The sequence below is a fragment of the Pseudomonas sp. JV449 genome (genome assembly GCF_032424295.1).
In the GTDB taxonomy this organism is placed as follows: Bacteria; Pseudomonadota; Gammaproteobacteria; order Pseudomonadales; family Pseudomonadaceae; genus Aquipseudomonas; species Aquipseudomonas marginalis.
Window position 1 is genome coordinate 212,696 of sequence record NZ_VYKD01000014.1, and the last position, 23,814, is coordinate 236,509.

The following is a 23,814-nucleotide window of genomic DNA, read 5'->3' on the forward strand; positions in this document are numbered from 1 at the left end:
CCGGTCAGAACCTGACGTCAGCCGCTTTCATACTCAGCCCAAACGCCCCCGCCAGCGTGGCATTGTGATGCGCGATGATCGCCTCGGCCTTCAGCGCCGGGGTGTCCATGCAGGTATGGGCGTCTTCAGGCACGATCACCGAGAAGCCCAGCTCTACCGCCACGCGGCAGGTGGTGTCGATGCAGTACTGGGTTTTCATCCCGACGATCACCAGTTGATTAACCTCCAGGGCTCGCAGTCGTCGGGCCAGGTCGGTACCCAGGAAGCAACTGGGGCGGGTTTTGTCGAGCAGATGGTCGTGAGTTTCGTCTACCAGCAGCCCTTGCCACAGTTGCCAATTCGGACTGCCCGCAGCTATCGGCGAGCCCGCCGGGCCGGTATGGCGGGCGACCAGGATCGGCGCGCCGGCTTCACGGGCGCGGCCGATCAACGAGTTGATGGTGCCCAGCACACGCTCGCGTTCAAAGGGTTTGTCGGGGCCATCGTACAAGCCGGTTTGCATATCGATGATCAACAGGGCATCAGCCATGGTATTGCTCCTTGTGAGTGCCAGGCGACGGAGCAATAAAAAGGCCCCGTCCATTGCTGGCGGGGCCTTGGGTTGAATCTGGGGGGTGTTTAGCTTGAGCACCCACGGCAACCGCACGACCCGCCTGGAGCGGTCGTGGTGGTGGTGCGGGTGAGGAGCTGCTGGAAAAAGGTCATGCCTCGATCATGCTGGGACAGGGGCGAGGCTGTCAAATGCATCAGGTGCCGAAAAAGTTGCGCCCCAGCTGGAACAGGGGGCGCGGATGCTAGCAGGAGATCACTGCGGGGGGCTAAGCCGTGCCTTTTCCTGCTCGGCCTGAGCGATGGCCATGAAATTGTAGGTGGGGAAGAATTCCGTGGTGTAGACCCCCCATGCGGTGTTTTCGATCGCCAGGTTGACTTCCGCCAGGCGCGACGCCGGCAGGCGCAGCACAACGACCTGCCCGATACCCATGGTGATGTTCCAGCTCACTACTTCCACTCCTGCTGGTGGGAACACCTTGTGAAATTCCTGCTTGGCCAGTTGTCGTTTCAGTTCGCTCAACGGGCGTGATTGATCGTGTTTAAGAAATACGGTCAACATGACGGCGTTGTCCGCTGTGGCAACAGCGTTTTTTGCGGGAAGGGTTGTTGAAGTTTGCGCAGTCGCTACACCGGGTAACAGTGTCGCGGCCAGCAGTGCGGGTATTAACAGTTTGCGCATATTCATTGTCGGGTGCCTTGTTTGTTGTTCGGTTTTATCATTAAACATGAATGTTTAATCAGTTCGACATGACTGTCTTCATGGGGCCGGTGTAGGGGGCGTGTACCACATAAATCCGAACGGGCGGGTTAGTGCTGACCATATCGCGCGGCACTTCGCGGGAATAAGTGAATTCGCTGCTGTCGAGTTTTTCGAGTCTTCTAACAATGGTTCTGGTCGGGCCAACGTCAGGGACCAGGATATGGGTCTTTTTATCGCCGGTGACCAGGAAGTAACCGCCGCCGCCATCGGCGTGTTTCGAGCGGCCGGTATCGGTGTAGAAGAACTCATAGCGATTGCGCTGCGGGTCCCACATCGATATGCCTACCACGCCGGGGTAGCTGGCCTTGACGTCGGTGTCCGGCTCGCCTTCGATATAAACCTTGGTGGTCAGCCATTGAGGCGAGGAAGCCAGTGCGTGAACGTCAGGTTCAGACGCGGTTTGATTGGCGTAACTTTCAGACGAGCAGAGTAGGCCCGTGATCAACAAACCAGCAAAAACAACAGTGAGTCTTCGCATATTGGAATCCTTGTTATTTTAAATAAGCATGTTGTTCTTCGAATGGAGCGGGGCGATGTTAGGTTGGTTCTTGGCGAATGCTCAATGGCTATGTAGGGTTGTGTAACAATTGCAAGGTTGTTGTGGTTAAACTTTTATTTAGATATAAGGTGTTTCTGGTCTTGCTGTAGGCGACTTCTCTAAAAGTATGGGAAGTCCATTGGTTAGAATCCCCGATCGCGCTCGTCAATGGCGCCTGGCAGCCACTCGAGAAACCCGCGGCAGCCCCCCGAAACCACTGCCCAGGGCCGCGCTTGAGCCTCTGCACCGCATAACCGTTCCTCAGCTAAGTCTTTGCTTATTCACGAGAATCCCGGACAATCCGGCCCCTTCTATGGTCGGGGCGCTGCCTGTCAGGTTTTTCTGACTCGTCCCGGCCGTGTAAATGCGGAGATCCGACCGGATGAATGATCAGGCCAATAGCGTCGACGAACGCTATGCAACGACACCTGCAACCCTCTCAGGCTGGAGCCGCCAGGACACCACCTGGATGCTTGGCCTGTTCGGCACCGCCATTGGCGCCGGCACCTTGTTCCTGCCGATCAACGCCGGCCTGGGCGGCTTCTGGCCCTTGGTGATCCTGGCGGTGCTGGCGTTCCCGATGACGTTCTTTGCCCACCGTGGCCTGACCCGTTTCGTACTCTCCGGTCGTGCGGGCTCCGACATCACCGATGTGGTCGAAGAGCATTTCGGCATCAAGGCCGGTGCGTTGATCACGCTGCTGTACTTCTTCGCGATCTTCCCGATCCTGCTGATCTACAGCGTGGCCCTGACCAACACGGTCAGCAGCTTCATGGAGCACCAGTTGCACATCATGCCGCCGCCACGGGCGTTGCTGGCGTTTGTGCTGATCCTGGGGCTGCTGGCGGTGGTGCGTTGCGGTGAGCAGGTGATCGTCAAGGCCATGAGCCTGATGGTGTACCCGTTTATCGTCGCCTTGCTGTTCCTCGCGGTGTACCTGATCCCCCATTGGAACGGTGGCATCCTCAGCACCGCCAGTGTGGTGCCGGCACCGTCGGCGTTGCTCAACACCCTGTGGCTGGCGATTCCGGTGATGGTGTTCTCGTTCAACCACTCGCCGATCATCTCGGCGTTTGCGGTCGACCAGAAGCGCCAGTACGGCGAACACGCCGATGAGCGCAGTTCGCAGATCCTGTCCCGCGCGCACCTGTTGATGGTGGTGATGGTGCTGTTCTTCGTGTTCAGTTGCGTGCTGACCCTGTCGCCGGCGCAGTTGGGTGAGGCGAAAGCGCAGAACCTGTCGATCCTGTCGTACCTGGCCAACCACTTCAACAACCCGACCATCGCGTTTGCCGCGCCGTTGATCGCGTTCGTGGCGATTGCCAAGTCGTTCCTGGGTCACTACATCGGCGCCAGCGAAGGCCTCAAGGGCCTGGTGCTCAAAAGCGGTCGCCGTCCGGCCGCCAAGACCCTGGACCGCATGACCGCCGCCTTCATGCTGGTGGTGTGCTGGATCGTTGCCACGCTGAACCCGAGCATCCTTGGCATGATCGAGACCCTGGGCGGGCCGATCATCGCGTCGATCCTGTTCCTGATGCCGATGTACGCGATCCGCAAGGTGCCGGCCATGGCCAGGTACCGTGGGCAGGCGTCCAACGTGTTTGTCACGGCGGTGGGCCTGGTGGCGATTACCGCATTGATTTATTCGCTGCTGTCCTGACCCCGGGGCTCACGCCCGCAAGCCGATTCGCGCACACCGCGAATCGGCTTTTTTTTTGCCTGCGCAAAAGCTGACGCGGCGCAACCGTCGCCGACCAATGAGGGCTAAGCTTACCCACGCTTTTTGCCAGGATGGGTTGGGCCGATTGAAGACTGAAACCGATGCACCCGTTGCCGTAACCTCTAACCGCACCCAAGACCTGCTGGCCGGCTTATCCATTGCCGGTTTGCTGCTGCCGGAGGCCGTGGCCTATTCCAGTATTGCCGCGCTGCCGCCCCAGGCCGGGGTGATCGCCTTGTTTGCCGGGCTGGTGTGCTATGGCCTGTTCGGCAGCAGCCGCTTTGCGATTGTCTCGGCCACCTCGTCGTCGGCAGCCGTGTTGGCGGCGGCCACGGCGAGCCTGGCGGGTGACGACCCGGCATTGAGGCTGTCCCTGGCCTTCGGGCTGGTGTTGCTCACCGGGGTGTTTTTCCTGTTGGCCGGACTGTTCAAGCTCGGCGGCGTCACCTCGTTTATCGCCAAACCGGTATTGCGTGGCTTCGCCTTCGGCCTGGCGCTGACCATCATCCTCAAGCAATTGGCCGGTGTGGTGGGTGTGCACCTCACCGATAACAACCTGATCCGTTTTCTGCCGCAGTTGCTGGAGCAGCTGCCGCGCTGGAACTGGCCTGCGGCACTGGTGGCGACGCTGGCGTTGCTGGTGCTGTGGCTGTGCGCACGCCTCCCGCGCCTGCCCGGTGGCCTGGTGGTCGTGGTGCTCGGCATCGCTGCCGGGCAGTACCTGGACCTGCAGGCCTATGGGGTGGCGCAGATCGGCATGATCGACCTGCGCCTGGAGCTGGGGCATTTGCCGGTGCTGCCGTTTGCCGACTGGCTGCGCCTGGGGGAATTGGCGTTTGCGCTGGTGATGATCCTGTACGCGGAGTCCTACGGCTCTATCAGTTCGTTCGCGCTCAAGCATGGTGACCGGGTGTCATCCAACCGTGACCTGCTGGCGCTGGGCGCGGCCAACCTGGTCTCCGGGTTGTTCCACGGCATGCCGGCCGGTGCCGGGTATTCGGCGACGTCGGCCAACGAGGCGGCCGGCGCCTATTCGCGCCTGGCGGGGATTGTCGCGGCGCTGGTGATCTTGCTGATTGTGCTGACGGTGCTGCCTTATGTCGCGCTCACGCCGGAGCCGGTGCTGGCCGCCGTCGTCATCTATGCCCTGGGACGAGGCTTGAGCGTGCAGCCGCTCGGGCGTTATTTCCTGTGGCGGCGCGATCGCGTGCTGGTGATCTGTGCGGTAACGGCAGTGCTGGTGCTCGGTGTGCTGGATGGTTTACTGGTGGCGGTCGCGATCAGCGTGATGTTGATGCTGCGCCAGATGTCCTCAGCCGACATCCAGGTGCTGGGGCGCTTGGGTGACAGTCATGACTTTGTCGATCGCCAGCACCATGCCGATGCCCTGGCCGTGCCGGGGGTCTTGATCGTCCGGCCCAGCGAGGCGCTGTTTTTTGCCAATGCCGAACGCATCCTGGGCGCGGCCTTGCGCCTGATGCGCCAGTCGCCGGTCGAGGCGGTGGTGTTGAGCCTGGAAGAATCCCCGGACCTGGACGGCACCAGCATCGAAGCCCTGGCGGCGTTTTTTGCCCAGGTGCGCGGGGAGGGCAAGCGCCTGGTGTTGGCCCGTGTGCGGCATGACGCCCGCGAGGTGTTGCAGGGGTTGCCCGAAGCGCTCGCGCCCCATGTGCTGCTCAGTGGCTTGAGCGTCGATGGCGCGGTGCAGTTGGCGCTTGAAGTGGGCAAAGCGTAACGCGTGGGGCTTGCCCTCGATAGCGGTGGGTCAGTGACAGATGCATCAACTGAATGTGTTTGTATTCCAGGCATAAAAAACGCCGCGTACCTTGCGATACGCGGCGTCTTTCACATCAACACACCGTTAAGCCTGGATCACCGGGATGTTGGCGCTTGCTGCGATTTTGCGGAACTCGGCGATCTGGTCGAAGTTCAGGTAGCGGTAGACGTCACTGGCCATGGTGTCCAGTTTCGCTGCGTAGCCCATGTACTCTTCGACGGTCGGCAGGCGACCCAGGGTGGAGGCGACTGCCGCCAGCTCAGCCGAAGCCAGGTAGACGTTCGCGCCGTCACCCAGGCGGTTCGGGAAGTTACGGGTCGACGTCGATACCACGGTCGAGTTCGGCTCTACACGTGCCTGGTTACCCATGCACAGCGAGCAGCCCGGCATTTCCATGCGCGCGCCAGCCTTGCCGTAGATGCCGTAGTAGCCTTCTTCGGTCAACTGGTGAGCGTCCATCTTGGTCGGCGGCGACAGCCACAGGCGAGTTGGCAACTGACCCTTGACCTGCTCCAGCAGCTTACCGGCAGCGCGGAAGTGACCGATGTTGGTCATGCACGAACCGATGAACACTTCGTCGATCTTCTCGCCGGCAACGCTGGACAGCAGACGGGCATCGTCCGGGTCGTTCGGCGCGCAGAGGATCGGCTCGTTGATTTCGGCCAGGTCGATCTCGATGACTTCGGCGTATTCCGCGTCGGCATCGGCTTCCATCAGTTCCGGGTTGGCGACCCAGGCTTCCATCGCTTGGGCGCGACGTTCCAGGGTGCGGGCATCGCCGTAGCCTTCGCCGATCATCCAGCGCAGCAGGGTGATGTTGGAGTTCAGGTACTCGGTGACGGATTCTTTCGACAGCTTGATGGTGCAACCGGCAGCCGAACGTTCGGCCGATGCGTCGGAGAGCTCGAAAGCCTGCTCCAGCGTCAGGTCGTTCAGGCCTTCGATTTCCAGGATGCGGCCGGAGAAGGCGTTTTTCTTGCCTTTCTTCTCTACGGTCAGCAGGCCAGCCTGGATCGCGTAGTAAGGAATGGCATGAACCAGGTCACGCAGGGTGATGCCAGGTTTCATCTTGCCTTTGAAGCGCACCAGGATCGATTCCGGCATGTCCAGCGGCATGACGCCGGTGGCTGCGGCGAACGCGACCAGACCGGAACCGGCCGGGAACGAGATGCCCATCGGGAAACGGGTGTGGGAGTCACCACCTGTGCCGACGGTATCCGGCAGCAGCATGCGGTTCAGCCAGCTGTGGATGATGCCGTCGCCTGGACGCAGCGATACACCGCCACGGGTCATGATGAAGTCAGGCAGGGTGTGGTGGGTGGTCACGTCGATCGGCTTTGGATACGCCGCGGTGTGGCAGAAGGACTGCATCACCAGGTCGGTCGAGAAGCCCAGGCACGCCAGGTCTTTCAGTTCGTCACGGGTCATCGGACCGGTGGTGTCCTGGGAACCCACGGTGGTCATCTTCGGTTCGCAGTACGTACCTGGACGAACGCCTTTGCCTTCCGGCAGGCCGCAGGCCTTGCCGACCATTTTCTGGGCCAGGGTGAAACCCTTGCCCGTGTCGACCGGTGCTTCAGGCAGCTTGAACAGGTCGGTAGGGCCCAGGCCCAGCTCGGCGCGCGCCTTGTCGGTCAGGCCACGGCCGATGATCAGCGGGATACGGCCGCCGGCGCGAACTTCGTCGAGCAGGACCGGGGTCTTCATTTCGAAGGTGGTCAGGACTTCGTCGGTGCCGTGCTTGCAGACTTTGCCAGCATGAGGGTACAGGTCGATCACGTCGCCCATGTTCATGTTGGTCACGTCGAATTCGATCGGCAGTGCGCCGGCATCTTCCATGGTGTTGTAGAAGATGGGAGCGATCTTGCTGCCGAAGCAGAAGCCGCCGGCGCGCTTGTTCGGCACGTAGGGAACGTCGTCGCCGAAGAACCACAGCACCGAGTTGGTCGCGGATTTACGCGAAGATCCGGTACCGACCACGTCACCGACGTAGGCGATCGGGAAGCCTTGGCCGCGCATTTCTTCGATCTGCTTCATCGGGCCGGTCTTGCCTTGCTCGTCCGGCACGATGCCTTCACGTGCCATTTTCAACATGGCCAGGGCGTGCAGCGGGATGTCAGGGCGGGACCAGGCGTCCGGGGCAGGGGACAGGTCGTCGGTGTTGGTTTCGCCGGTGACCTTGAACACGCGCAGGCTGATCTTGTCGGCCAGGGTCGGGCGGTTACGGAACCACTCGCCGTCAGCCCAGGACTGGATCACGCCTTTGGCGTGCTCGTTGCCGTTGCGGGCTTTTTCGGCGACGTCGTGGAACGCATCGAACATCAGCAGGGTGTGCTTGAGTTGGGCAGCCGCGACAGGCGCCAGCTCGGCGTCGTCCAGCAGCTCGACCAACGTCACGATGTTGTAGCCGCCCTGCATGGTGCCGAGCAGTTCAACCGCGCGTTTCTTGTCGATCAGGGGGGAAGTGGCTTCGCCCTTGGCCAGGGCAGACAGGAAGCCGGCCTTGACGTAGGCAGCTTCGTCAACGCCCGGTGGAATACGGTTGGTGATCAGGTCAACGAGGAATTCTTCTTCGCCAGCCGGGGGATTCTTCAGCAGCTCAACCAGGCCTGCGGTTTGTTCGGCATTAAGCGGCTGGGGAACGATACCCAGTGCTGCACGCTCTTCGATATGTTTGCGGTAGGCTTCAAGCACAGTTATTACCCTCATCAGTGGTCCCACGGGACGCTCATCCAGAAATGAACGGCACGCATGCGCTCGGGGGCTTTTTGGGCCGCAAAGCCAGCGCTGCCGGCATTCCTTACAGAAGCTGCTTTCAAAGTTTTACGCCTGCAGAACGGAGCTGATGAGGGTTGGCGCTGATCATTACCTGCCGGGTAATGACCATCGCCAACACCGTTCTGAAGGAACGACTGTGCTCGTGACGCTTTGAAAACAGCTTCCAGCGGATTATTGGCGCCTTACAAGGCCGGATGATTCTACGGCAAAAAATTTCTAAAGGTAAGTTGCATCACCAAGTTTGCTGGGTGATCAACCTTAGACAAAGGGCTAACATGGCGCACTGTTTCGCTGATTTGCGTGTTGTTGCCCATGTCCAACCAAACCATCAAGACCCCCTGCGTCGGCCTGTGCTCCACGGTCTACGGCGATCTCGTGTGCCGTGGCTGCAAGCGTTTCCACCACGAAGTGATCCAGTGGAATGGCTATAACGAGGAAGAAAAACGCGCGGTCTGGCTGCGGCTGGAGCAACTGTTGGTGCAGGTGATGGCCGGCAAACTCGAGATTTTCGACCCCAAGACCCTGCGCGGCCAACTGGAGCAACGCAAGATCCGTTTCGTGCCGCACCAGTCCGAGTACTGCTGGGCGTACCAGCTGATTGCCCGCGGCGCGCGGGTGATCAATAACCTGGAGGCTTACGGCATGGTGCTGTTGCCGGAGTTTCGCGACTGGGCCTTGCCGGAACTGCGCGATGCCATCGACCGTGAGTTCTTCATTCTGTCCGAGGCCCATTACCAGCGCTATATCGCCCCGGGGTTCCTGAGAGACGCGCTCGCTGACTGACAACACACATCCAACTGTGGGAGGGGGATCGGCGTCAGGCCTTGGTCGCCAGTTCCTCCAGGTGATCCATCAACGTCTGCGGCTTGAGCACCAGTACATCACTGTCCACCGCATCCAGGATCACCTCCGCCGTATTACCGATCAACGCCCCGGAAATGCCGGTGCGCCCCACCGTGCCTATGATGGTCACGGCCGCTTTCAATGTGTGGGCCAGGTGGGGGATCAATACATCCGCCGGGCCCTCCTCGACATGCAGGTGCGCGTCATCCACATCGAATTCCGCCTGGAACGCCTTGCACTGCTCCCGATAACGCGCCTCGATGGTTTCCTTGAGCTGGAACGTCGGGTCCGCCGCCGACAACATCGGCGACGGATGGGCGCTGATCACATGCAACTGCGCCTTGGCCAGGCTGGCGATGTCGAAGCCATGGTCGATGATCGCGTGATGCAGCTCGCGGTGTTCCCCGTCGTTGTTGCCCACATCGATCGCCGCCAGAATTACCCCGCCCGCCCACGGTGTGGACGTCTTGACCAGCAACACCGGCGTCGGGCACAAGCGCAACAGCTTCCAGTCCGCCGGCGTCAGCAGGGCCTTTTTAAGCGGGCTGTCGGGAAAGTGCTGCTTGATCACCAGCCCACAGCCTTCGGCCTGCTGCACATCGATAATGGTGTCATGCAGGCTTTCATTCCACGCCTGCTCGGTGGTCACGCTGTAACCGTCCTCCTGCAAGCCGGCCTTGAGCAGGCTCAACAGCGCCGAATGCTCGTGTTTCTTGTCGCAGACCAGCAAGTGCAGGTGCGCGCCGGTAACCCCGGCGATCAGCTTGGCGCGCTTGAGGGCCAGGCTTTCCGAATGCGCGGGCTCGATGACCACCAGGATGCTGCGAATGGCTTGCATGATCGGATCTCCAAAAGGGTGGGCGTGGAACAACTATAGTTGCTGCCCGCCAGACGTCATGTTGATGCACATCAAGGCCGGTGGCTGGTGGTCTGCGGCGCGGTGGGTATAATCGGCGGCCTTTTTGTGATCCTTTGTCCGTGAGCCCGATGAACCTGCCCGAAATCCACGAATTCCTCGGTTGCCGAACCCCCGATGCCTGGGTGCAGGCCGCATTGGCCGATCAGGACACCCTGTTGATCGACCACAAGAACTGCGAATTCAAAGCGGCCAGCACCGCCCTGAGCCTGATCGCCAAGTACCACGCCCATGTTGACCTGATCAATATGATGTCGCGGCTGGCCCGGGAAGAACTGGTGCACCATGAGCAGGTCATGCGCCTGATCAAGAAGCGCAAGGTCGAGTTGCGCCAACTGCACGCCGGGCGCTATGCCTCCGGTTTGCGCAAGGTGGTGCGCAGCCACGAACCGGTCAAGCTGGTGGATACCCTGGTGGTCGGCGCCTTTATCGAAGCGCGCAGTTGCGAGCGTTTCGAAGCCCTGGTGCCGCATTTGGACGAAGAACTCGGCAAGTTCTACTTCGGCCTGCTGAAAAGCGAGGCGCGGCACTTCCAGGGTTACCTGAAGCTGGCCTACCAGTACGGCGACGCCAAGGACATCGCCCAGGTGATCGAGCGGGTGAGGGCGGCCGAGCAGGAACTGATCGAATCACCCGACATCGAGTTCCGCTTTCACAGTGGCGTGCCAGCCTGAGGCCACGGCCACGCCGATCAAGGCGCTGATCCCGGTCAGTAGCAGGATCACCGTCTGCGTGCCCAAGGGCGCCGCCAGCACTGCAATCACCAGGCCCGCCAGCGGCTGGGCCAGGTTGTTGAGCAAGGTGATCACGCCCACGGTCTTGCCGAAGTCCTGCACTGGAATGACCCGCTGACGAGTACTGCGCAGGTAAACGTTGAACATCTTGTCGAAGCCGGTGACCAGCAGGAATCCCAGGGTGTACGCCCACAGGCTGGGACTGACCGCCATCACCAACGCCCCGGCGCCGATCATCGAGTAAGACAGCCCGCCCAGCACTTTCAAGGGCAACGTGGCGCGCGCCAGGTAAAACAGAATCGCGATGGTCACCCCCGCGCCGGCCGCCTGCAGCAGGGCATAGGTGTCCTTGTCGGCAGCGTAGAGGCCGGTGACCATGGCCGCGGAGGTGGCCAGCGTCACGCCGATGATCAGGTTCACACCGACCGCCAGGGTAATGATCCGCTTCAGCTCCGCCAGGTTGCGGATATGCCCGAAGGCGATGCGCAGCGGTTGCAGCCAGATATCCCGGTGCTGCCGATGGGTGTCCAGGCTTGCCGTGGTTTTGCGCTGCCAGGCCAGCATCGCCAGGTCCGCCAGCACAAACAGCCCGGCAATCCCCAACACCACCCAATGCCAGGCCCACACCTCCAGCATCAGCGCGGCCACCAGCGGCCCCAGCACCAGGCCGCTCTGGTCGGCGATCTGCGAGTAGGAGAGGGTCTTGGCATAGCTGTACTGCGAGAAGACATGCGGCATCAACACTTCGCGGGCCATGATGCCCTGGGTCGTCAGCACCCCGCATAACGCCGACAGCAGCACCAGCCAGTAGATACCGTCGAACACCCCATACAACGCCACCGCCATCACACAGGCCAGTGCCCGGTAAACCTGGCTGATATGCAGGATGCGCACCGGCGAATACTTGTCGCACAACGCCCCGCACACCGGAAACGCGAGATAGCGCGGCAGTGATTCGACAAAGAAGGCCAGCCCGGCCCAGGACACGCTGTGGGTGGTCTGGAACACGATCAGTGGCACGATAAACAACAGGATCTGGTCCGCCAGCCGCGACAGGAACAGCGAAACGAAGAACGCCAGGTAATCCTTGCGCATACAACTCCCTGTGGATGGCGTTAAAAAATGCAGGCTATTTGTTAAAAACTCTTAAAAGCATGAAGCTTCGTCGGCACCAACTGGCCAGTTGCTTTAGTTGACCAGCTTGCCACCTATAATGCCCGCTCTTCAATCCGTCTTTGCACACTGAGAACTTATGGAAAACCTGGGTCTGGGCAAGGTCCTGCTCGTTGAGGACGACGAGAAGCTGGCAGGGCTGATCGCGCATTTTCTGTCACAGCATGGCTTTGAGGTCCGCGTGGTGCACCGCGGCGATGAAGCCCTGGCGGCGTTCCTCGACTTCAAACCCAAGATCGTCGTGCTCGACCTGATGCTGCCGGGCCAGAGTGGCCTGCATGTGTGCCGCGAGATCCGCACGGTGTCCGACACCCCCATTGTGATCCTCACTGCCAAGGAAGACGACCTGGACCATATCCTCGGCCTGGAGTCGGGTGCCGACGACTATGTGATCAAGCCGATCAAGCCGCCGGTACTGCTCGCACGCCTGCGCGCCCTGCAACGTCGCCAGGCGCCCGAGCCGACGGTGCGCGGCGCCCTCGCGTTCGGCCGCTTGGCGATTGACCGCAGTTGCCGGGTGGTCAGCCTGGGGGACGAGCAGATCGACCTCACCACCATGGAGTTCGAACTGCTGTGGTTGCTGGCCAGCAGCGCGGGCAAGATTCTTTCCCGCGACGACATCCTCAATCGCATGCGCGGCATCGCCTTCGACGGCCTTAACCGCAGCGTCGACGTGTACATCAGCAAGCTGCGCGGCAAGCTCAATGACAACCCCCGTGAGCCGGTGTGCATCAAGACCATCTGGGGCAAGGGCTATCTGTTCAATCCGTTTGCGTGGGAGGTCTAGATGCTGCGCCTGTTTCTGCGCCTGTATGTGATTCTGGCGATCGGCCTGGCGGGGGCGATCTGGCTGGTCAACTACACCTTCGACGAACTGCTCCCCGAAGCCAACGAGACCTATAACCGCGAAGCCATGCGTGGCCCGGCATACGGCTTGGTGGAGCAATTGCGGCCGTTGCCCGTGGAGCAGCGCGCCGCACGGCTGGCCGAGTTGCAGTCCCACTACGGCCTGCGCCTGAAGCTGGTGCAGAAGGATGCCCAGGCCCTCACCGAGCGCGAACAAAAGCTTCTGGAACAGGGCTTGCTGGTGGTGCGCGGCGACTTTATGGAGTTTCTCACGGCCATCGACGGTGGCCCGCAACTGCTGGAAATCAAACTGCCGGAAGAGCCCAAGTGGTTATACCTGTGGGCCTACGGTTTTCTCGGGCTGTGCCTGGCCATCGTCCTGTATTTCTGGGTGCGCCCGCACTGGCGCGACCTGGAACATATCCGCCTGGCCGCGCAGCGCTTCGGCGACAACGACCTCGGCTCGCGCATCCTGCTGCCGCGCAGCTCCACCGTGCGTGCGCTGGCCGGGCACTTCAACCAGATGGCCGAACGCATCGAAAGCCTGATCGCCAACCAGCGCGAACTCACCAATGCGGTGTCCCACGAACTGCGTACACCGATTGCACGGTTATCGTTCGAACTCGACCAACTCAAGCAACAGGCCGACCCGCGCCAGCGGGGCGAATTGATCGCCGATATGTACGCTGACCTCGGCGAGCTGGAGGAGATGGTGTCCGAGCTGCTCACCTACGCCAGCCTGGAGCGCGGCGCCACTCAGGTCACCCGCGAGCGCATCGAGGCCCACAGCTGGCTCGACAGCGTGATCGGCAGCGTCGCGCTGGAGGCGGAGGCGGCCGGTATCCAGCTGACGTTGCGTACCTGCGAGGTCGACTTTATCCAGATCGAGCCGCGCTTCATGGCCCGCGCCGTGATCAACCTGCTGCGCAATGCCATCCGTTATGCCGAGCGCCGGGTCGAGGTGTCGCTGGTGAAGTTCGGCGAGGGCTACGAAGTGCGTGTGTGTGACGACGGCCCCGGCGTGCCCGAGGACGGCCGGGCCAGGATCTTCCAGCCCTTCATGCGCCTGGATGCCAGTCGCGACCGCCGCACCGGCGGCTTCGGCCTCGGCCTGGCGCTGGTGCAGCGGGTGTCGCAGTGGCATGGCGGGCACGTGCACGTGATGGATTCGGAGTGGGGCGGGGCGTCGTTTCGCATGACGTGGGCGTATGCCGAGTAATACATTTTGAATGCTGTGGAGATCAAATGTGGGGGGGGGGGGGCGAGCCCTCTCCCACATTTTTTGACTGGCTTACCCTGTCAAAAGGTGTATTCCAGCCCCATCACCGACGCCTGCTAACGACGCCCCACAATTGGGCTCTTGCCTGCGTCATCCGCCAGGTATTGCACATCCAGCAGGCACTGTGAAGAGAGCGACAGATGCAGGGTTTTTGAACACATAAGGGGGTTAGAAGGCCAAGGGTTTATAAGGGGAGCGGGTGCGTTTGAAGGCGTAGCCCGAAGCGCTGAGACCGTTGATCTGGCGGCTCACCGTATCGCCCAGGCCATAGCCGTTGCCGGCGAGGACGGCATGGGCGTTGTCGATGGGCAGCAGGATGTAGTCGGTCAGCGGTTCGTCGTGCAGTTGGCCGCGGATCACCAGGAAGCCGTCTTCCAGGCGCACGCTGATGCCGCTCAGGGGGGCGTCCGGCTCATGGGTGTTGAGCACTTGATAGGTGCCGATGGTGTCGGCCCAGGCCGAGGGCAAGGGCGGCGGTTCGATGCGCTCACCGATAGCCACGCGCTGGCCGTGGCTGCGGGCGGTGAGCATCTGGCGGCCTTGCACGCTGATCACGTCCAGTTGCACGCGGCCCAGTTCGCCGAGGTCCTTGAGCCAGAAGCCGAGCACTTTCTTCTGCGCGCGCAACCAGCCATCGTCGTCGCGCAATAATTCGAAGGTGTAGCAGGCCAACTCGCCCGACAGCCGCTGATCGTCATCCTTGATCCGGAACACGCCCCAGGCGGTGGCGTAGAAGCCGGCCAGGCGCCTGCGGTCGATGGCGGCCGGCACGTGGCGCAGTTTCAGGCCGTGGCTGGGCGCCTGGCAGTCGTCGGCGCAGACGGCGTGGCCGGTTTGCGCCTGGAGCAGCAGGCGCAGGGTGTCGGTGGCCAGGCCGGCCACCAGGTCTTCGGCGTTGCTGTCATTGGCCATGATGATCACGGCCAGTTGTTGGTCGGGCAGCAGGCTCAACTGCGCGGCAAAATCATCGCCGCCACCGCTGTGCTGGTAGGTGCGTATACCGGGGCCGACGGGTTCGTCACCGCATGGGGCGAGGAACCAGCCCAGGCCCATCTGGCAATCGAAGTCCAGCGCATTGCCGGTGTTCTGCTGGGTGAACATCGCGTCGATCGAAGCGCTGCCCAGCACGCGGTTGCCTTTGTAGACGCCTTGGGCGAAGAGCATGTGCACGTAATGCGCGAGGTCTTTCGGGCTGGCCCACAGGCCGCTGGCGGCGATGTCGCGCACCGGGGCATCGGTACTGGCAACGCCGTCCGTGTAGCCCAGGGCGCGGAACGCCTGCTGGCTGGCGGTGCCGACAAAACTCGACTGGTTCATTTCCAGCGGCTTGAGCAGGCTGTTTTGCAACTGGGCTTCAAAGCTTTTGCCGCTGCTGCGCTCGATGGCCGCGCCCACCAGGGCATAACCGAGGTTGGAATACGCCACCTGCGAGCCTGGCGGGCTGCTCAGCCAAACCCCCGACACGCGCATCGGCATCTGCCCCATGGCGTAGGTGCTGTGCAGGTCACGCAGGTGTTCACTGGGCAGGCCGGACTGGTGGCTGAGTAAACGCCGCAGGGTCACAGCGCGGTCGGCAGCGGCCTGGTCGTCATGAAAGCGCGAGCGCACGTAAAACTCGCGCAAGGTCTGCTGGATCGGCGCATCCAGCGCCAGCCGCTGTTGTTCCACACATTGCAGCGCGGCCGTGGCGGTGAGCAGCTTGGAAATGCCACCGGCACGGAACGCGGTGTTGGGCGTGACCGGCACGCCCCGGGCCTTGTCGGCCAGGCCGAAGCCCTGGGCCCAGATCAGCTCCTGGCCATTGACCAGGGCAATCGACAGGCCGGCGATATGCTCTTGGGCGATCGCCCGGGGAATGCGGGCTTGCAGGTAGCGGATGATCGCGCCGTAGTCACCCTTCTGAATGGGCGGCGGTGCCGGCGGTTGCCCATGGCAACCGAGGCTGCCCAGCAGGCAACCCAGCAGCGGAATACCGCGCAATCTGCGAAACATGAGGAGCACCCGAATGGCTGTTTGGATGCTCGAATGCTAGGGAAGGGCCGTCCAACAATCTTTGCGAGCTTTGTCGGGAAACTGTCAAAGACTGTTAACGGCTGAGCCCATGGCGTTCATGCCACTGCGCGATGGATTCTTCGGGGTATTCATCAAACTGCAGGTCGCCTTTGCGCACGCTGACTTCGACCCACGGCGCCTTCGAGCCCAGCATCAGGTGCGTATGCGCCGGCGGTACTGGCAACGGCGTGTCGATGGCCGAGGCAAACGGGTGGATCAGCTCCGGCCACTCCGGGCTGAACAGCCATAGCGCACTGCCGCACTGCGAACAGAAATGCCGCTCGGCGCTACTCGCAGGGGCACGGCTGGCGCCCTCGGGTTTGAGCCGGGCGTGGTAGATCGAAATCTGTTTGCGCCCGCGCACTTGCAAGCTATTGGCATCCCCGGCCAGGTTGATCGCATAACCGCCGCCGCCCTGGGTCTTGCGGCAGATCGAGCAATAGCAACGCTGGTAAGGGTACGGGTGGGCGCTGGTGAGGCTGAACGTCACGGCGCCGCAGTGGCAGGATCCCTCAAGCTGCATCGGGGCTGACTCCTCTTGGGTTTATGTAACAACGCTTTGCTAATACCTTAGCCTCAGGCAAGATTCCTTGCTTTGGTTTCAGGGAAGACACCCATGATTGCTGAGTTGCACAGCGCTGCCGCGCAAATTCGCCATGCCGTGCGTGCGGCCACCGAAGGCCTGGTCGGGCGTGAGCAACTGGCCGAGCTGATTGTATTGGCCGCCGTGGCTCAGGAGCACATCCTGGTCATCGGGCCACCTGGCACCGCCAAGAGTGCCGTGGTGCGGCGTGTGGCGCAGTCCATGGGCGGGCGTTATTTCGAATACCTGCTGGGGCGCTTTACCGAACCCTCGGAATTGTTTGGTGCGGTGGACTTGAAGAAACTGCGCGAAGGCACCGTCGAAACCGACGTCAGCGGCATGCTGCCGGAAGCCGATATCGTCTTTCTCGATGAGGTCTTCCTCGGTTCGACCGCCATCCTCAACACCCTGCTGGGCGTGCTTAACGAGCGCCGCTTTCGCCGTGGACACACCCAGATCCAATGCCCGCTGCGCGTGTGTGTCGGTGCTGCCAACGGCCTGCCGGACGACGAAGCGCTGGCGGCGTTCGGGGATCGTTTCCTGTTGCACCTGTTTGTCGAGTCGGTGCCGGATAACCAGTTGGAGGCCATGCTCGCGGGTGGCTGGCAGTCGGAACAGCGGCCGGTGCAGCAGTTGCTCGGTTTGACCCAGTTGGACACCCTTGGCCATGCGCTGAAAAACGTTGACCTCAACCCCGTACGTCCGTTACTGGCCCAGGCTATCCGCCGCTTGCGTGAAGCCGGCATTCAGTTATCGGACCGGCGTATCGTCAAGTCTCAACGGCTGATCGCAGCGGCTGCCTTGCTGGGCGGGCGCCTGGAAGCCAGCGATGCCGACCTGTGGCCGCTGCTGTACGTGCTGCCGACCCAGGAAAGCCAGCAACACGGTCGTGAAGTGCTGCGCGACCTGTTTGCCGCCTCCAGTAACCGTCATTTGTTCAGTGCGGTGGAGGAAGCCACCTTGCAGCCGATGTCACGATTCAATCGCCTGTTGGAAACCGCCGAAGATTACCTGGCACGCACCGAGCCACCGGCGAGCCCGGCGCTGGAAGGCCTGCTGCGCGAGATTGACGCCAACTTCAACAGCCAGACCCTGCCTGAGCCGTTGCGACAGGTACGCGGGCAATTGGCGCGACTGCTGACGCCCACGCCATGAGTGCAGCGTTGCAGCGTTGGACCTGGCGCCCACGGCAGGTACCGACCGAGCCGCAGGCCGCTGTCGCCTGGGGTGACGCTGCTCGGCTTCTGCACGCGCGCTTGTTACAGCTGCCGGACGAACAGGCTGCGCGACTGCAAGCCACGGCCAGCGGTGAAGTGCTGGTGGTTACCGGCGCCGGTGTTGACCTGCCCTGGGTCGACGGGGTGGCCTACGCCGCACCGGGAGATGTCGCGCCAGGGCTGTGGTTGCCCACCAGTTGGGAGCCGACAACTGCGGTAGATGTGCTGGGCCAGGCCCTGGCGGCACGCTTCAAACGTTCGCCGTTATTGCTGTGGCGTGAACCGCAGGCCGTGGTGCCGCTGGATCGCTTGCTGCCCGTCAGCCGCGATCATTTGCGGCGAATCGCTGCTCACTGGGGGATGCCCGATGCAACTGCCTGATGCCCTGCAACCCTGGCGGCAGTGGCTGGAATGGTTTGCGCCCGAGCACCTGCCAGTGTTCGCCGATCTGCTGGGCCGTCTCAACCCGCTGCTCGGCCCACTGCGGGGCAGGCAACAAGGCGGTGTGCCGGAGCCTGATGGCCTGGGCGACCTGCAACGCCGTGGCCCCTATGAGCGTCTGCTCTCCAGTGAATGGTTGCTGGCAGAGGAGGTACCCGATGAGTTTCTCCGCCGTGCGGTCGGGGGCGAGCATATGTTCCTCGCGCCCCAGTACCGTGCCCGTGAGGCCAACCGCCTGATGGTGGTGCTGTTCGACGCCGGTCCCTTGCAGTTGGGGGCTGCACGCCTGGTGCATATCGCATTGCTGATGCTGTTGGCGCGGCGTGCCGAAGAGGCGGGCGCCGAGCTGCGTTGGGGGCTGCTGCAAGGCCCGCCGGTGTTGCATGAACTGGATTCGCCGGCACAGATCAAGCGTCTGCTTAACGCCCGCACCTATGAAGGGGTGAGCGACAGCCATTGGTATGCCTGGCGCGACTGGATGGCCGCGCAGGATCGTCCTGTGGGTGAATGCTGGATGGTCGGGCAACGCTTGCCGGTCGCCGACGCCAGGCATTGCAGCCACCGGGTCCAGGTCAAGCGCAGCCTGGATGGGCGTAGCCTGTCGTTTGAGTTGCAGGCAGGCCAGACGCGACGGGTGTTGCTGCCGATGCCGCAGGCGCAGCACGCGGTGCAATTGCTCAAAGGGCAGTTCGATCACGAGGTCAAGGCACCGCCCGCCACCAAGACTGGTGTGGTGCCGCGCGTGGTCCTGACCTTGCCGCCGGTGATCTCAGGCTCCGGCAGCCATGTCGCCCTGCGCATGCTGGATGAAACCGGAATGGTGGTGATCAAGCTGCCGTCGAGGAACCAGAAAAAATCCCTCGAGGTGCGTCGGCGCCTGTGGTCAGGCCACCAACGCGCGCTGAGTATGAGCTTTCACTACCGCAGCCTGGGCGCGGTGCTCAGCAGTGACAATACCTTGAGCTTCTGGAACATACCGGGCATTGCCCCGATCGACAAACCACCCGCCGAACGACTGCACCTTCCTCCAGGCACCGCGACGTTCCTGCCCTCGGTGTGGTTGCGCAGTCAGAAAAGCGAACGGCTCTACCTGCTGGACAGCAAGGGCCGGCTCGCCTGCTGGCAAGGCGCGGTGCTCCGCGCTCCGGCGCGTGAGGGCTGCGAGATCACCGACAATGTCATCGGCCTGGCCCAGGTCGACACCTTGACCCTGGCCTACGCCCGCAGTGAAGGCGGGCAAGTCGTCGTGTATGCGGCTACGGGCGATGGGCTGAGGTCCGGTGGTTACGCGGTGGGTGCGGCCAATGGCGTGAGCCAGGTGCTGTTTGCAGGCACCGCCTATTGGCGGCAGTACTTTGGCGGCTGTGCACTGCTGGCCGATAATCTTGGCAGCCAACGTTGGCGCGTGGTCACCCACGACAGCTTCCCCTCGAAAAAAGCCCAGATCGACCTGGCCCCCGGCTGGAAGGCCATCGGCCTGCACCATGAGGTTGGCCCCCAGGAACTGCACGCGCTGGTACTGCTGGGCCCGAACCAGCACACCGTCGGTTTGTATATCGAAGGGCAGCAGCGTGTGCTGTTCACCACCTCGGCAGCGATTGCGCGGGCAACGTTTTGCCCGATGAGTGGCCTGGTTGCCGTTATCACCAGCGCCCGTGAACTGTTGGTGTATTCGGTGCCCGAGCGTGCCATGCGCCTGCAAGTGCTGTGTAACCAGGTCGCGTTGTTAACCCATGAGCGTGAGCATGCTTGAACAGGACGCAATGCTGATCAGGCGCCCGCTGCTGACGGGGCATCAACACATTGATGGGCTGTGGTTTTCCAGCGACCGCTTGGATTTGCACGAGCGCGCCGGCTTGATCCTCGAATACTGGCAGCCCGGCGCCCGTGCCTACCGCTTTGCCGACGGCGATGTGTTGCAGTTCGCGCGGCCTGAATCGGTGTTGTGCGAAACCCTGGTCGGTTGGCCGCTGGTGCGCCAGGGCCGTGGTTTGTCCTCCGCGCTGCTCGACCCGCAGGAGCTGCGGGCCTTGCCGGCTGCCGACCTGTGGCTGGTGCGTGGCAGCCAGGTGCAGGCCTTGCAGTTGCGCGATGCGCAGTTGCTGGCGCCTGGGCAGTGGCTGGATATCAGCGCCTGCACACTGTTGGATACCTTCGACTGCCATGCACCGGTACTGGAACCGGTGCCGCCGCTGCGGGTCACCGATGTGCGTGAGATTCTCGGCGGGGCACTGGGACCCGTCAGCCCGGAGCGGGAAGGGGTGATGCAGGCGCTGATCGAACGTCAGCGCCATGCGCCGAAGAGCCCGCCGGCCAAAGCGACCGCGGCTGGCAACGGCGAGTGGGACTCACGCGAGCCAGCCTCGTTCCCGGCACTCAAGCTTGGCGCGACCTTGGCGCTGGTGACTGCTGTGCTGTGGATGGCCAACCAGGGTCAGCACGCGCCCTTGACACCCATGCCAACGCTGAGCAGCGACCAGGTTTTTGCGGTGGTCGGCGTGACGTTGGTCGGTGGGCTGTTCTTGACCGGCTTTTTATGGGGCCTGAACCGAGCCCTGCGGCGTGGGCGCACGCCAGTCTCCGGCACACCAACAGCACCGGCCGCCCCAGGCGTCGCTGCGCGCAGCGAACCGCGCCGGCACAAACCCGCTGCGTGGCGCCGCTGGCTGACCCGCCTGACCCTGCATTCGCGCTTGTCCACGTTGTATGGCAAGCGTCAGGCTGCTTATGTGCGGCGGATGCTCGAGATGTTCGAGGACGGCAATTTCGAAGAAGCCTTGCGCCATGCCATTCCCTTGAATGGTGAGCAGTCCGGTGACGAGCAGAGCTTTGGAACCCCCCAACGCCGCCAGGACCTGGCCCTGGACCGGCAAAACGGGGCAAGCCGTTCGATGTTCTTCGAAGAGGGGATGACCGAGCACCTGCGCCAGGTCTACCGCCAGAGCTATGAGCGCCTGGACCGCGCCGGGCGCATTGAAGAGGCGGTGTTTATCCTCGCCGAGTTGCTCAAGGAGCGTCAGCAGGCCCTCGATTACCTGGAAAAACACGCGCGCTATCAACAAGCCGCCGACCTCGCCCTGGCCTGGGATATGCCACCTGGGGTGATCGTACGCCTGTTGTGCCTGGCCGAGAACTGGCAACGCGCCTTGATGGTGGCGCGCCGTGACGATGCCTTCGGCGATGCGGTGCTGATGCTCCAGGCCAAATCACCGGAAACCGCCGACCGCCTGCGCCTGGAGTGGGCCGAAGCGTTGATCGCCAAGGGGTTGTGGCTGCAAGCGGTCGATGTGATCTGGAGCCTGCCGGCTGAACGCCCACGCGCCGCGCAATGGCTGCTCAATGCCGAAGCGGCCGGTGGGCGCCTGGCCATTGGCGCGTTGGTCAAGCGCGCCATCCTGCTGCCGGACACCCTGGAGGCGTACGGCGAATGGGTCGAAGACGTGCGTGACGACCCCGCGCGCGGCAGCGAGCGCGCCGCCCTGGCCGAGGCATTGCTGGAACATAAAGCCCAATCCTCGGCCCTGGCCTGGCTGGCAGGCGCTACCGTGCACGCGATTCTTGCCGACCAGTTCAGTGGGCACGGGCGTCTGAACTTCAATCAGTTGCAGGCGCTGGTCAAAATGAGTCGGGATAAATTGCTTCAGGCGGACTTGCCGGGCCAGGCGCTGAAACGTCCAGCCGTTGTGTCGCTGGACCGCGTGAGCAGCACGCTGGAGTGGTCCGCACCGGCGGCGGGCAATCGGCCGATCCTGGATGCCGTGCCCCTGCACGATGAGCGTTACCTGTTGGGGCTGGGCGAGGCCGGCGCGCTGGTGGTGGATGCGCAGGGCAAGACGCTGTTTCATTTTGCGGTGCCGGCGCAGCAGATTGTCATCGGCCACAGCCGCCAAGTGGCCTTGGCGCTGACGCGTCGAGACCGGCTGTGGCGTATCAGCAAGCTGGACCTGGTAAGCCGCACGGCCACGGACCTTGGTGTCTTGGCGCTGGACGTATTTGCCAAGGTGTTTGACGGCACTGCCTGGACCGTCGGCCGTGACCGGGAACTGAGGGTGGTGGACGTCGATCGTGGGTTTGAAACGTTATGGCACGTGGGCGATCTACCGGCACGGGTGCATGCCCTCGAGACGGATCAGCACAACGAATACCTGTGGCTGTTGGAAATGGGCGGGATCCTGGCGCTCTGGCATTATCGTTTGCCGGAGCGTCGCTTGATCAGTCGCGACCCTGGAATCGATGTCATAGAAGCGGATTTCGGGCTACCCAGTGCAACCGGTCAGGCGGCGCAATACTTGATCAAGTACGACAGCGAAGGGCCGCCGGTCCTCGTCCTGAAGCAGGGTGGGGCGCGCAAGGGCTATCGTTTGCCCGGCAACCTGCGGGAGGAGGAGTGGGATCAAACGGTCTGGCCATTCCTGTTCGAGGACTGGCTGCTGATTCGCTATGGCGTGGAGGAAGAGGCGACCCGTTGGCATTTCATTCATCGCGCCAGCGACCGGCTCTGCGTCAGCCTGCACTGGCCACAAGCGCAAGTCCAGGCGCGGCGCCTGGGGACGGACTGGCTGTTATTCGATGATCAAGGCCGCTTGAGCCACATCAACCTCGACCACGCCAGCCAGCACAACCTCACCCTGCATTGACCGTTTCCGGCATCAGCGTGGCAATCAATGCCCGTATGGTGCCGGGCAGTGCCTCAAGCTCCCTGACCAGAATACTGCGCTCACGAATCGCCCACGGCTCATCCAGCGTCACCGCCACCAGTTGCATGGTGCGGCTGTGCCGTACGGCGGCGGACTCGGGGATGATGCCGATGCCCACGCCCGCTTCGACCATCCGGCAAATCGCCTCGAAACTCGACACCTGGATACGCAGCGACAACTGCTTGCCCAACCGCTCGACGTGTTCACGCAGGAAGCTGAGCAAGGTGCTGCCTTCATGCAGGCCGATATGCTGATAGGCCAGGGTCTGTTCCAGGGTGACCGAGGCTTGATCGGCCAAGGCGTGGCCGACGGGCACCATCAGCACCAGTTTGTCGGTGCTGAAGTGCAGCACCTGCAAACCCGCCGCCTCCACGGGGCCGGCGATGATGCCCATGTCGCTGGTGCCATCCAGCACGCCGCGCACGATATCGCGGGACAAGCGCTCCTGCAGGTCGACGGTCACGCCAGGGCGCTGGGACAGGAAGCCGGCCAGCACCTCCGGGAGGAACTCGGTGACCGCCGTGGTGTTGGCGAAGATGCGGATATGCCCGGCGGAATCCACGCCGTATTGGGTGAACTCACTCTTGAGGTAATCCACCTGGCGCATGATCAACCGCGCATGGTGCAGCAGCCGTTCGCCCGCAGGGGTGATCTCTACGCCACGGCTGTCACGGTACAGCAGGCGCGTGTCGAGCTGGCCTTCCAGCGCCTTGATCCGCGCACTCGCAGCGGCCGGCGAGAGGAACGCGCGCCTGGCGCCCTGGGTCAGGCTGGGGGATTCGGCGATATGGATAAACAGGCGCAGGTCGGCCAGGTCGAAGTGCATGCAAAACTCCCGTATGAATGAACCCGGTAGATACCGTCCTATCCAACACCGCCCAAATCCTACGGATCTGGGCCGCGCGGGT

Annotated in this window: 19 protein-coding genes; 10 read left to right on the forward strand and 9 right to left on the reverse strand. The window is 62.6% G+C overall.

Features of this window, described 5'->3' with window-relative positions; all coding sequences use genetic code 11:
* Nucleotides 1-4: 4 nt before the first annotated feature.
* From F6S08_RS13540 to F6S08_RS13550, 3 genes are all read right to left on the reverse strand, one after another.
* Nucleotides 5-529, reverse strand: coding sequence for a cysteine hydrolase family protein (locus tag F6S08_RS13540; protein WP_137212539.1), 525 nt, complete (start codon nucleotides 527-529; stop codon nucleotides 5-7).
* 276 nt (nucleotides 530-805) lie between these two features.
* Nucleotides 806-1,237 carry a hypothetical protein gene (locus F6S08_RS13545; protein WP_370671283.1) on the reverse strand — a complete coding sequence of 144 codons (432 nt, stop codon included), beginning with the start codon at nucleotides 1,235-1,237 and terminating at the stop codon, nucleotides 806-808.
* A gap of 52 nt (nucleotides 1,238-1,289) precedes the next feature.
* Nucleotides 1,290-1,790 carry a DUF4822 domain-containing protein gene (locus F6S08_RS13550; protein WP_065928002.1) on the reverse strand — a complete coding sequence of 167 codons (501 nt, stop codon included), beginning with the start codon at nucleotides 1,788-1,790 and terminating at the stop codon, nucleotides 1,290-1,292.
* A 442-nt stretch (nucleotides 1,791-2,232) separates the two neighbouring features.
* Here F6S08_RS13550 and F6S08_RS13555 point away from each other — a divergent pair, with 442 nt between their 5' ends.
* Nucleotides 2,233-3,510, forward strand: coding sequence for a serine/threonine transporter (locus F6S08_RS13555; protein ID WP_315871719.1), 1,278 nt, complete (start codon nucleotides 2,233-2,235; stop codon nucleotides 3,508-3,510).
* A gap of 145 nt (nucleotides 3,511-3,655) precedes the next feature.
* The gene (locus F6S08_RS13560) at nucleotides 3,656-5,305 is read left to right on the forward strand and encodes a SulP family inorganic anion transporter (protein ID WP_065948239.1); all 1,650 of its coding nucleotides are present in this window, start codon (nucleotides 3,656-3,658) and stop codon (nucleotides 5,303-5,305) included.
* 126 nt (nucleotides 5,306-5,431) lie between these two features.
* Here the strand turns inward: F6S08_RS13560 and acnB are convergent, their stop codons facing one another.
* Complete coding sequence (acnB, locus tag F6S08_RS13565) at nucleotides 5,432-8,041, reverse strand: bifunctional aconitate hydratase 2/2-methylisocitrate dehydratase (RefSeq protein ID WP_065928005.1); 2,610 nt, start codon at nucleotides 8,039-8,041, stop codon at nucleotides 5,432-5,434.
* 396 nt (nucleotides 8,042-8,437) lie between these two features.
* On the opposite strand from acnB, the gene F6S08_RS13570 reads away from it, so the two are divergent.
* Complete coding sequence (locus F6S08_RS13570) at nucleotides 8,438-8,908, forward strand: DUF1289 domain-containing protein (RefSeq protein WP_065928006.1); 471 nt, start codon at nucleotides 8,438-8,440, stop codon at nucleotides 8,906-8,908.
* Between the two features lie 34 nt (nucleotides 8,909-8,942).
* On the opposite strand, the gene F6S08_RS13575 is transcribed toward F6S08_RS13570, so the two are convergent.
* Complete coding sequence (locus tag F6S08_RS13575) at nucleotides 8,943-9,806, reverse strand: universal stress protein (RefSeq protein WP_027608548.1); 864 nt, start codon at nucleotides 9,804-9,806, stop codon at nucleotides 8,943-8,945.
* A gap of 149 nt (nucleotides 9,807-9,955) precedes the next feature.
* On the opposite strand from F6S08_RS13575, the gene F6S08_RS13580 reads away from it, so the two are divergent.
* Nucleotides 9,956-10,558 (forward strand): tRNA-(ms[2]io[6]A)-hydroxylase, encoded by a 603-nt coding sequence (locus tag F6S08_RS13580; protein ID WP_027608547.1) that lies wholly within the window; start codon nucleotides 9,956-9,958, stop codon nucleotides 10,556-10,558.
* Here F6S08_RS13580 and F6S08_RS13585 read toward each other — a convergent pair.
* On the reverse strand, nucleotides 10,514-11,713 hold the full coding sequence (locus F6S08_RS13585) for an MFS transporter (protein ID WP_315871720.1): 1,200 nt from the start codon (nucleotides 11,711-11,713) through the stop codon (nucleotides 10,514-10,516). The two genes, F6S08_RS13580 and F6S08_RS13585, sit on opposite strands and share 45 nt — an antisense overlap.
* A gap of 157 nt (nucleotides 11,714-11,870) precedes the next feature.
* Between F6S08_RS13585 and F6S08_RS13590 the strand changes: the two genes are divergently transcribed.
* Together F6S08_RS13590 and F6S08_RS13595 are read left to right on the forward strand one after the other, a co-directional pair.
* A complete protein-coding gene (locus F6S08_RS13590) occupies nucleotides 11,871-12,578 on the forward strand; it encodes a response regulator (protein ID WP_065928008.1) in 708 nt (235 codons plus the stop codon).
* Entirely contained in the window at nucleotides 12,579-13,856 is a 1,278-nt protein-coding gene (locus F6S08_RS13595) for an ATP-binding protein (protein ID WP_065948241.1), read from the forward strand.
* Between the two features lie 228 nt (nucleotides 13,857-14,084).
* Here F6S08_RS13595 and F6S08_RS13600 read toward each other — a convergent pair whose 3' ends face one another.
* The gene (locus F6S08_RS13600; RefSeq protein WP_315871721.1) at nucleotides 14,085-15,908 is read right to left on the reverse strand and encodes a serine hydrolase domain-containing protein; all 1,824 of its coding nucleotides are present in this window, start codon (nucleotides 15,906-15,908) and stop codon (nucleotides 14,085-14,087) included.
* 94 nt (nucleotides 15,909-16,002) lie between these two features.
* A complete protein-coding gene (locus F6S08_RS13605; RefSeq protein ID WP_315871722.1) occupies nucleotides 16,003-16,491 on the reverse strand; it encodes a GFA family protein in 489 nt (162 codons plus the stop codon).
* Between the two features lie 93 nt (nucleotides 16,492-16,584).
* On the opposite strand from F6S08_RS13605, the gene F6S08_RS13610 reads away from it, so the two are divergent.
* Genes F6S08_RS13610 through F6S08_RS13625 form a run of 4 tightly spaced genes read left to right on the forward strand, consistent with a single transcriptional unit; the run spans nucleotide 16,585 to nucleotide 22,846 of the window.
* On the forward strand, nucleotides 16,585-17,706 hold the full coding sequence (locus F6S08_RS13610) for an AAA family ATPase (protein WP_074846969.1): 1,122 nt from the start codon (nucleotides 16,585-16,587) through the stop codon (nucleotides 17,704-17,706).
* Nucleotides 17,703-18,149 (forward strand): hypothetical protein, encoded by a 447-nt coding sequence (locus F6S08_RS13615; protein WP_065928014.1) that lies wholly within the window; start codon nucleotides 17,703-17,705, stop codon nucleotides 18,147-18,149. The genes F6S08_RS13610 and F6S08_RS13615 overlap by 4 nt, the downstream gene beginning before the upstream one ends.
* Complete coding sequence (locus F6S08_RS13620) at nucleotides 18,136-19,962, forward strand: hypothetical protein (protein WP_065928015.1); 1,827 nt, start codon at nucleotides 18,136-18,138, stop codon at nucleotides 19,960-19,962. Before F6S08_RS13615 ends, F6S08_RS13620 begins: the two co-directional genes overlap by 14 nt.
* Nucleotides 19,955-22,846 (forward strand): bpX6 domain-containing protein, encoded by a 2,892-nt coding sequence (locus tag F6S08_RS13625; protein ID WP_315871723.1) that lies wholly within the window; start codon nucleotides 19,955-19,957, stop codon nucleotides 22,844-22,846. The genes F6S08_RS13620 and F6S08_RS13625 overlap by 8 nt, the downstream gene beginning before the upstream one ends.
* Here the strand turns inward: F6S08_RS13625 and F6S08_RS13630 are convergent.
* Complete coding sequence (locus F6S08_RS13630) at nucleotides 22,833-23,732, reverse strand: LysR family transcriptional regulator (protein ID WP_065928017.1); 900 nt, start codon at nucleotides 23,730-23,732, stop codon at nucleotides 22,833-22,835. The genes F6S08_RS13625 and F6S08_RS13630 overlap by 14 nt on opposite strands.
* Nucleotides 23,733-23,814 lie beyond the last annotated feature (82 nt).

What these genes read in the sequence shown, in the direction of transcription:
- F6S08_RS13540 (WP_137212539.1), bottom strand. Translation starts at nt 529, where the DNA reads ATGGCTGATGCCCTGTTGATCATCGATATGCAAACCGGCTTGTACGAT.
- F6S08_RS13550 (WP_065928002.1), bottom strand. Translation starts at nt 1,790, where the DNA reads ATGCGAAGACTCACTGTTGTTTTTGCTGGTTTGTTGATCACGGGCCTA.
- F6S08_RS13570 (WP_065928006.1), top strand. Translation starts at nt 8,438, where the DNA reads ATGTCCAACCAAACCATCAAGACCCCCTGCGTCGGCCTGTGCTCCACG.
- F6S08_RS13630 (WP_065928017.1), bottom strand. Translation starts at nt 23,732, where the DNA reads ATGCACTTCGACCTGGCCGACCTGCGCCTGTTTATCCATATCGCCGAA.
- F6S08_RS13575 (WP_027608548.1), bottom strand. Translation starts at nt 9,806, where the DNA reads ATGCAAGCCATTCGCAGCATCCTGGTGGTCATCGAGCCCGCGCATTCG.
- F6S08_RS13625 (WP_315871723.1), top strand. Translation starts at nt 19,955, where the DNA reads ATGCTTGAACAGGACGCAATGCTGATCAGGCGCCCGCTGCTGACGGGG.
- F6S08_RS13590 (WP_065928008.1), top strand. Translation starts at nt 11,871, where the DNA reads ATGGAAAACCTGGGTCTGGGCAAGGTCCTGCTCGTTGAGGACGACGAG.
- F6S08_RS13555 (WP_315871719.1), top strand. Translation starts at nt 2,233, where the DNA reads ATGAATGATCAGGCCAATAGCGTCGACGAACGCTATGCAACGACACCT.
- F6S08_RS13600 (WP_315871721.1), bottom strand. Translation starts at nt 15,908, where the DNA reads ATGTTTCGCAGATTGCGCGGTATTCCGCTGCTGGGTTGCCTGCTGGGC.
- F6S08_RS13605 (WP_315871722.1), bottom strand. Translation starts at nt 16,491, where the DNA reads ATGCAGCTTGAGGGATCCTGCCACTGCGGCGCCGTGACGTTCAGCCTC.
- F6S08_RS13545 (WP_370671283.1), bottom strand. Translation starts at nt 1,237, where the DNA reads ATGAATATGCGCAAACTGTTAATACCCGCACTGCTGGCCGCGACACTG.
- F6S08_RS13610 (WP_074846969.1), top strand. Translation starts at nt 16,585, where the DNA reads ATGATTGCTGAGTTGCACAGCGCTGCCGCGCAAATTCGCCATGCCGTG.
- F6S08_RS13595 (WP_065948241.1), top strand. Translation starts at nt 12,579, where the DNA reads ATGCTGCGCCTGTTTCTGCGCCTGTATGTGATTCTGGCGATCGGCCTG.
- F6S08_RS13580 (WP_027608547.1), top strand. Translation starts at nt 9,956, where the DNA reads ATGAACCTGCCCGAAATCCACGAATTCCTCGGTTGCCGAACCCCCGAT.
- F6S08_RS13585 (WP_315871720.1), bottom strand. Translation starts at nt 11,713, where the DNA reads ATGCGCAAGGATTACCTGGCGTTCTTCGTTTCGCTGTTCCTGTCGCGG.
- F6S08_RS13620 (WP_065928015.1), top strand. Translation starts at nt 18,136, where the DNA reads ATGCAACTGCCTGATGCCCTGCAACCCTGGCGGCAGTGGCTGGAATGG.
- F6S08_RS13615 (WP_065928014.1), top strand. Translation starts at nt 17,703, where the DNA reads ATGAGTGCAGCGTTGCAGCGTTGGACCTGGCGCCCACGGCAGGTACCG.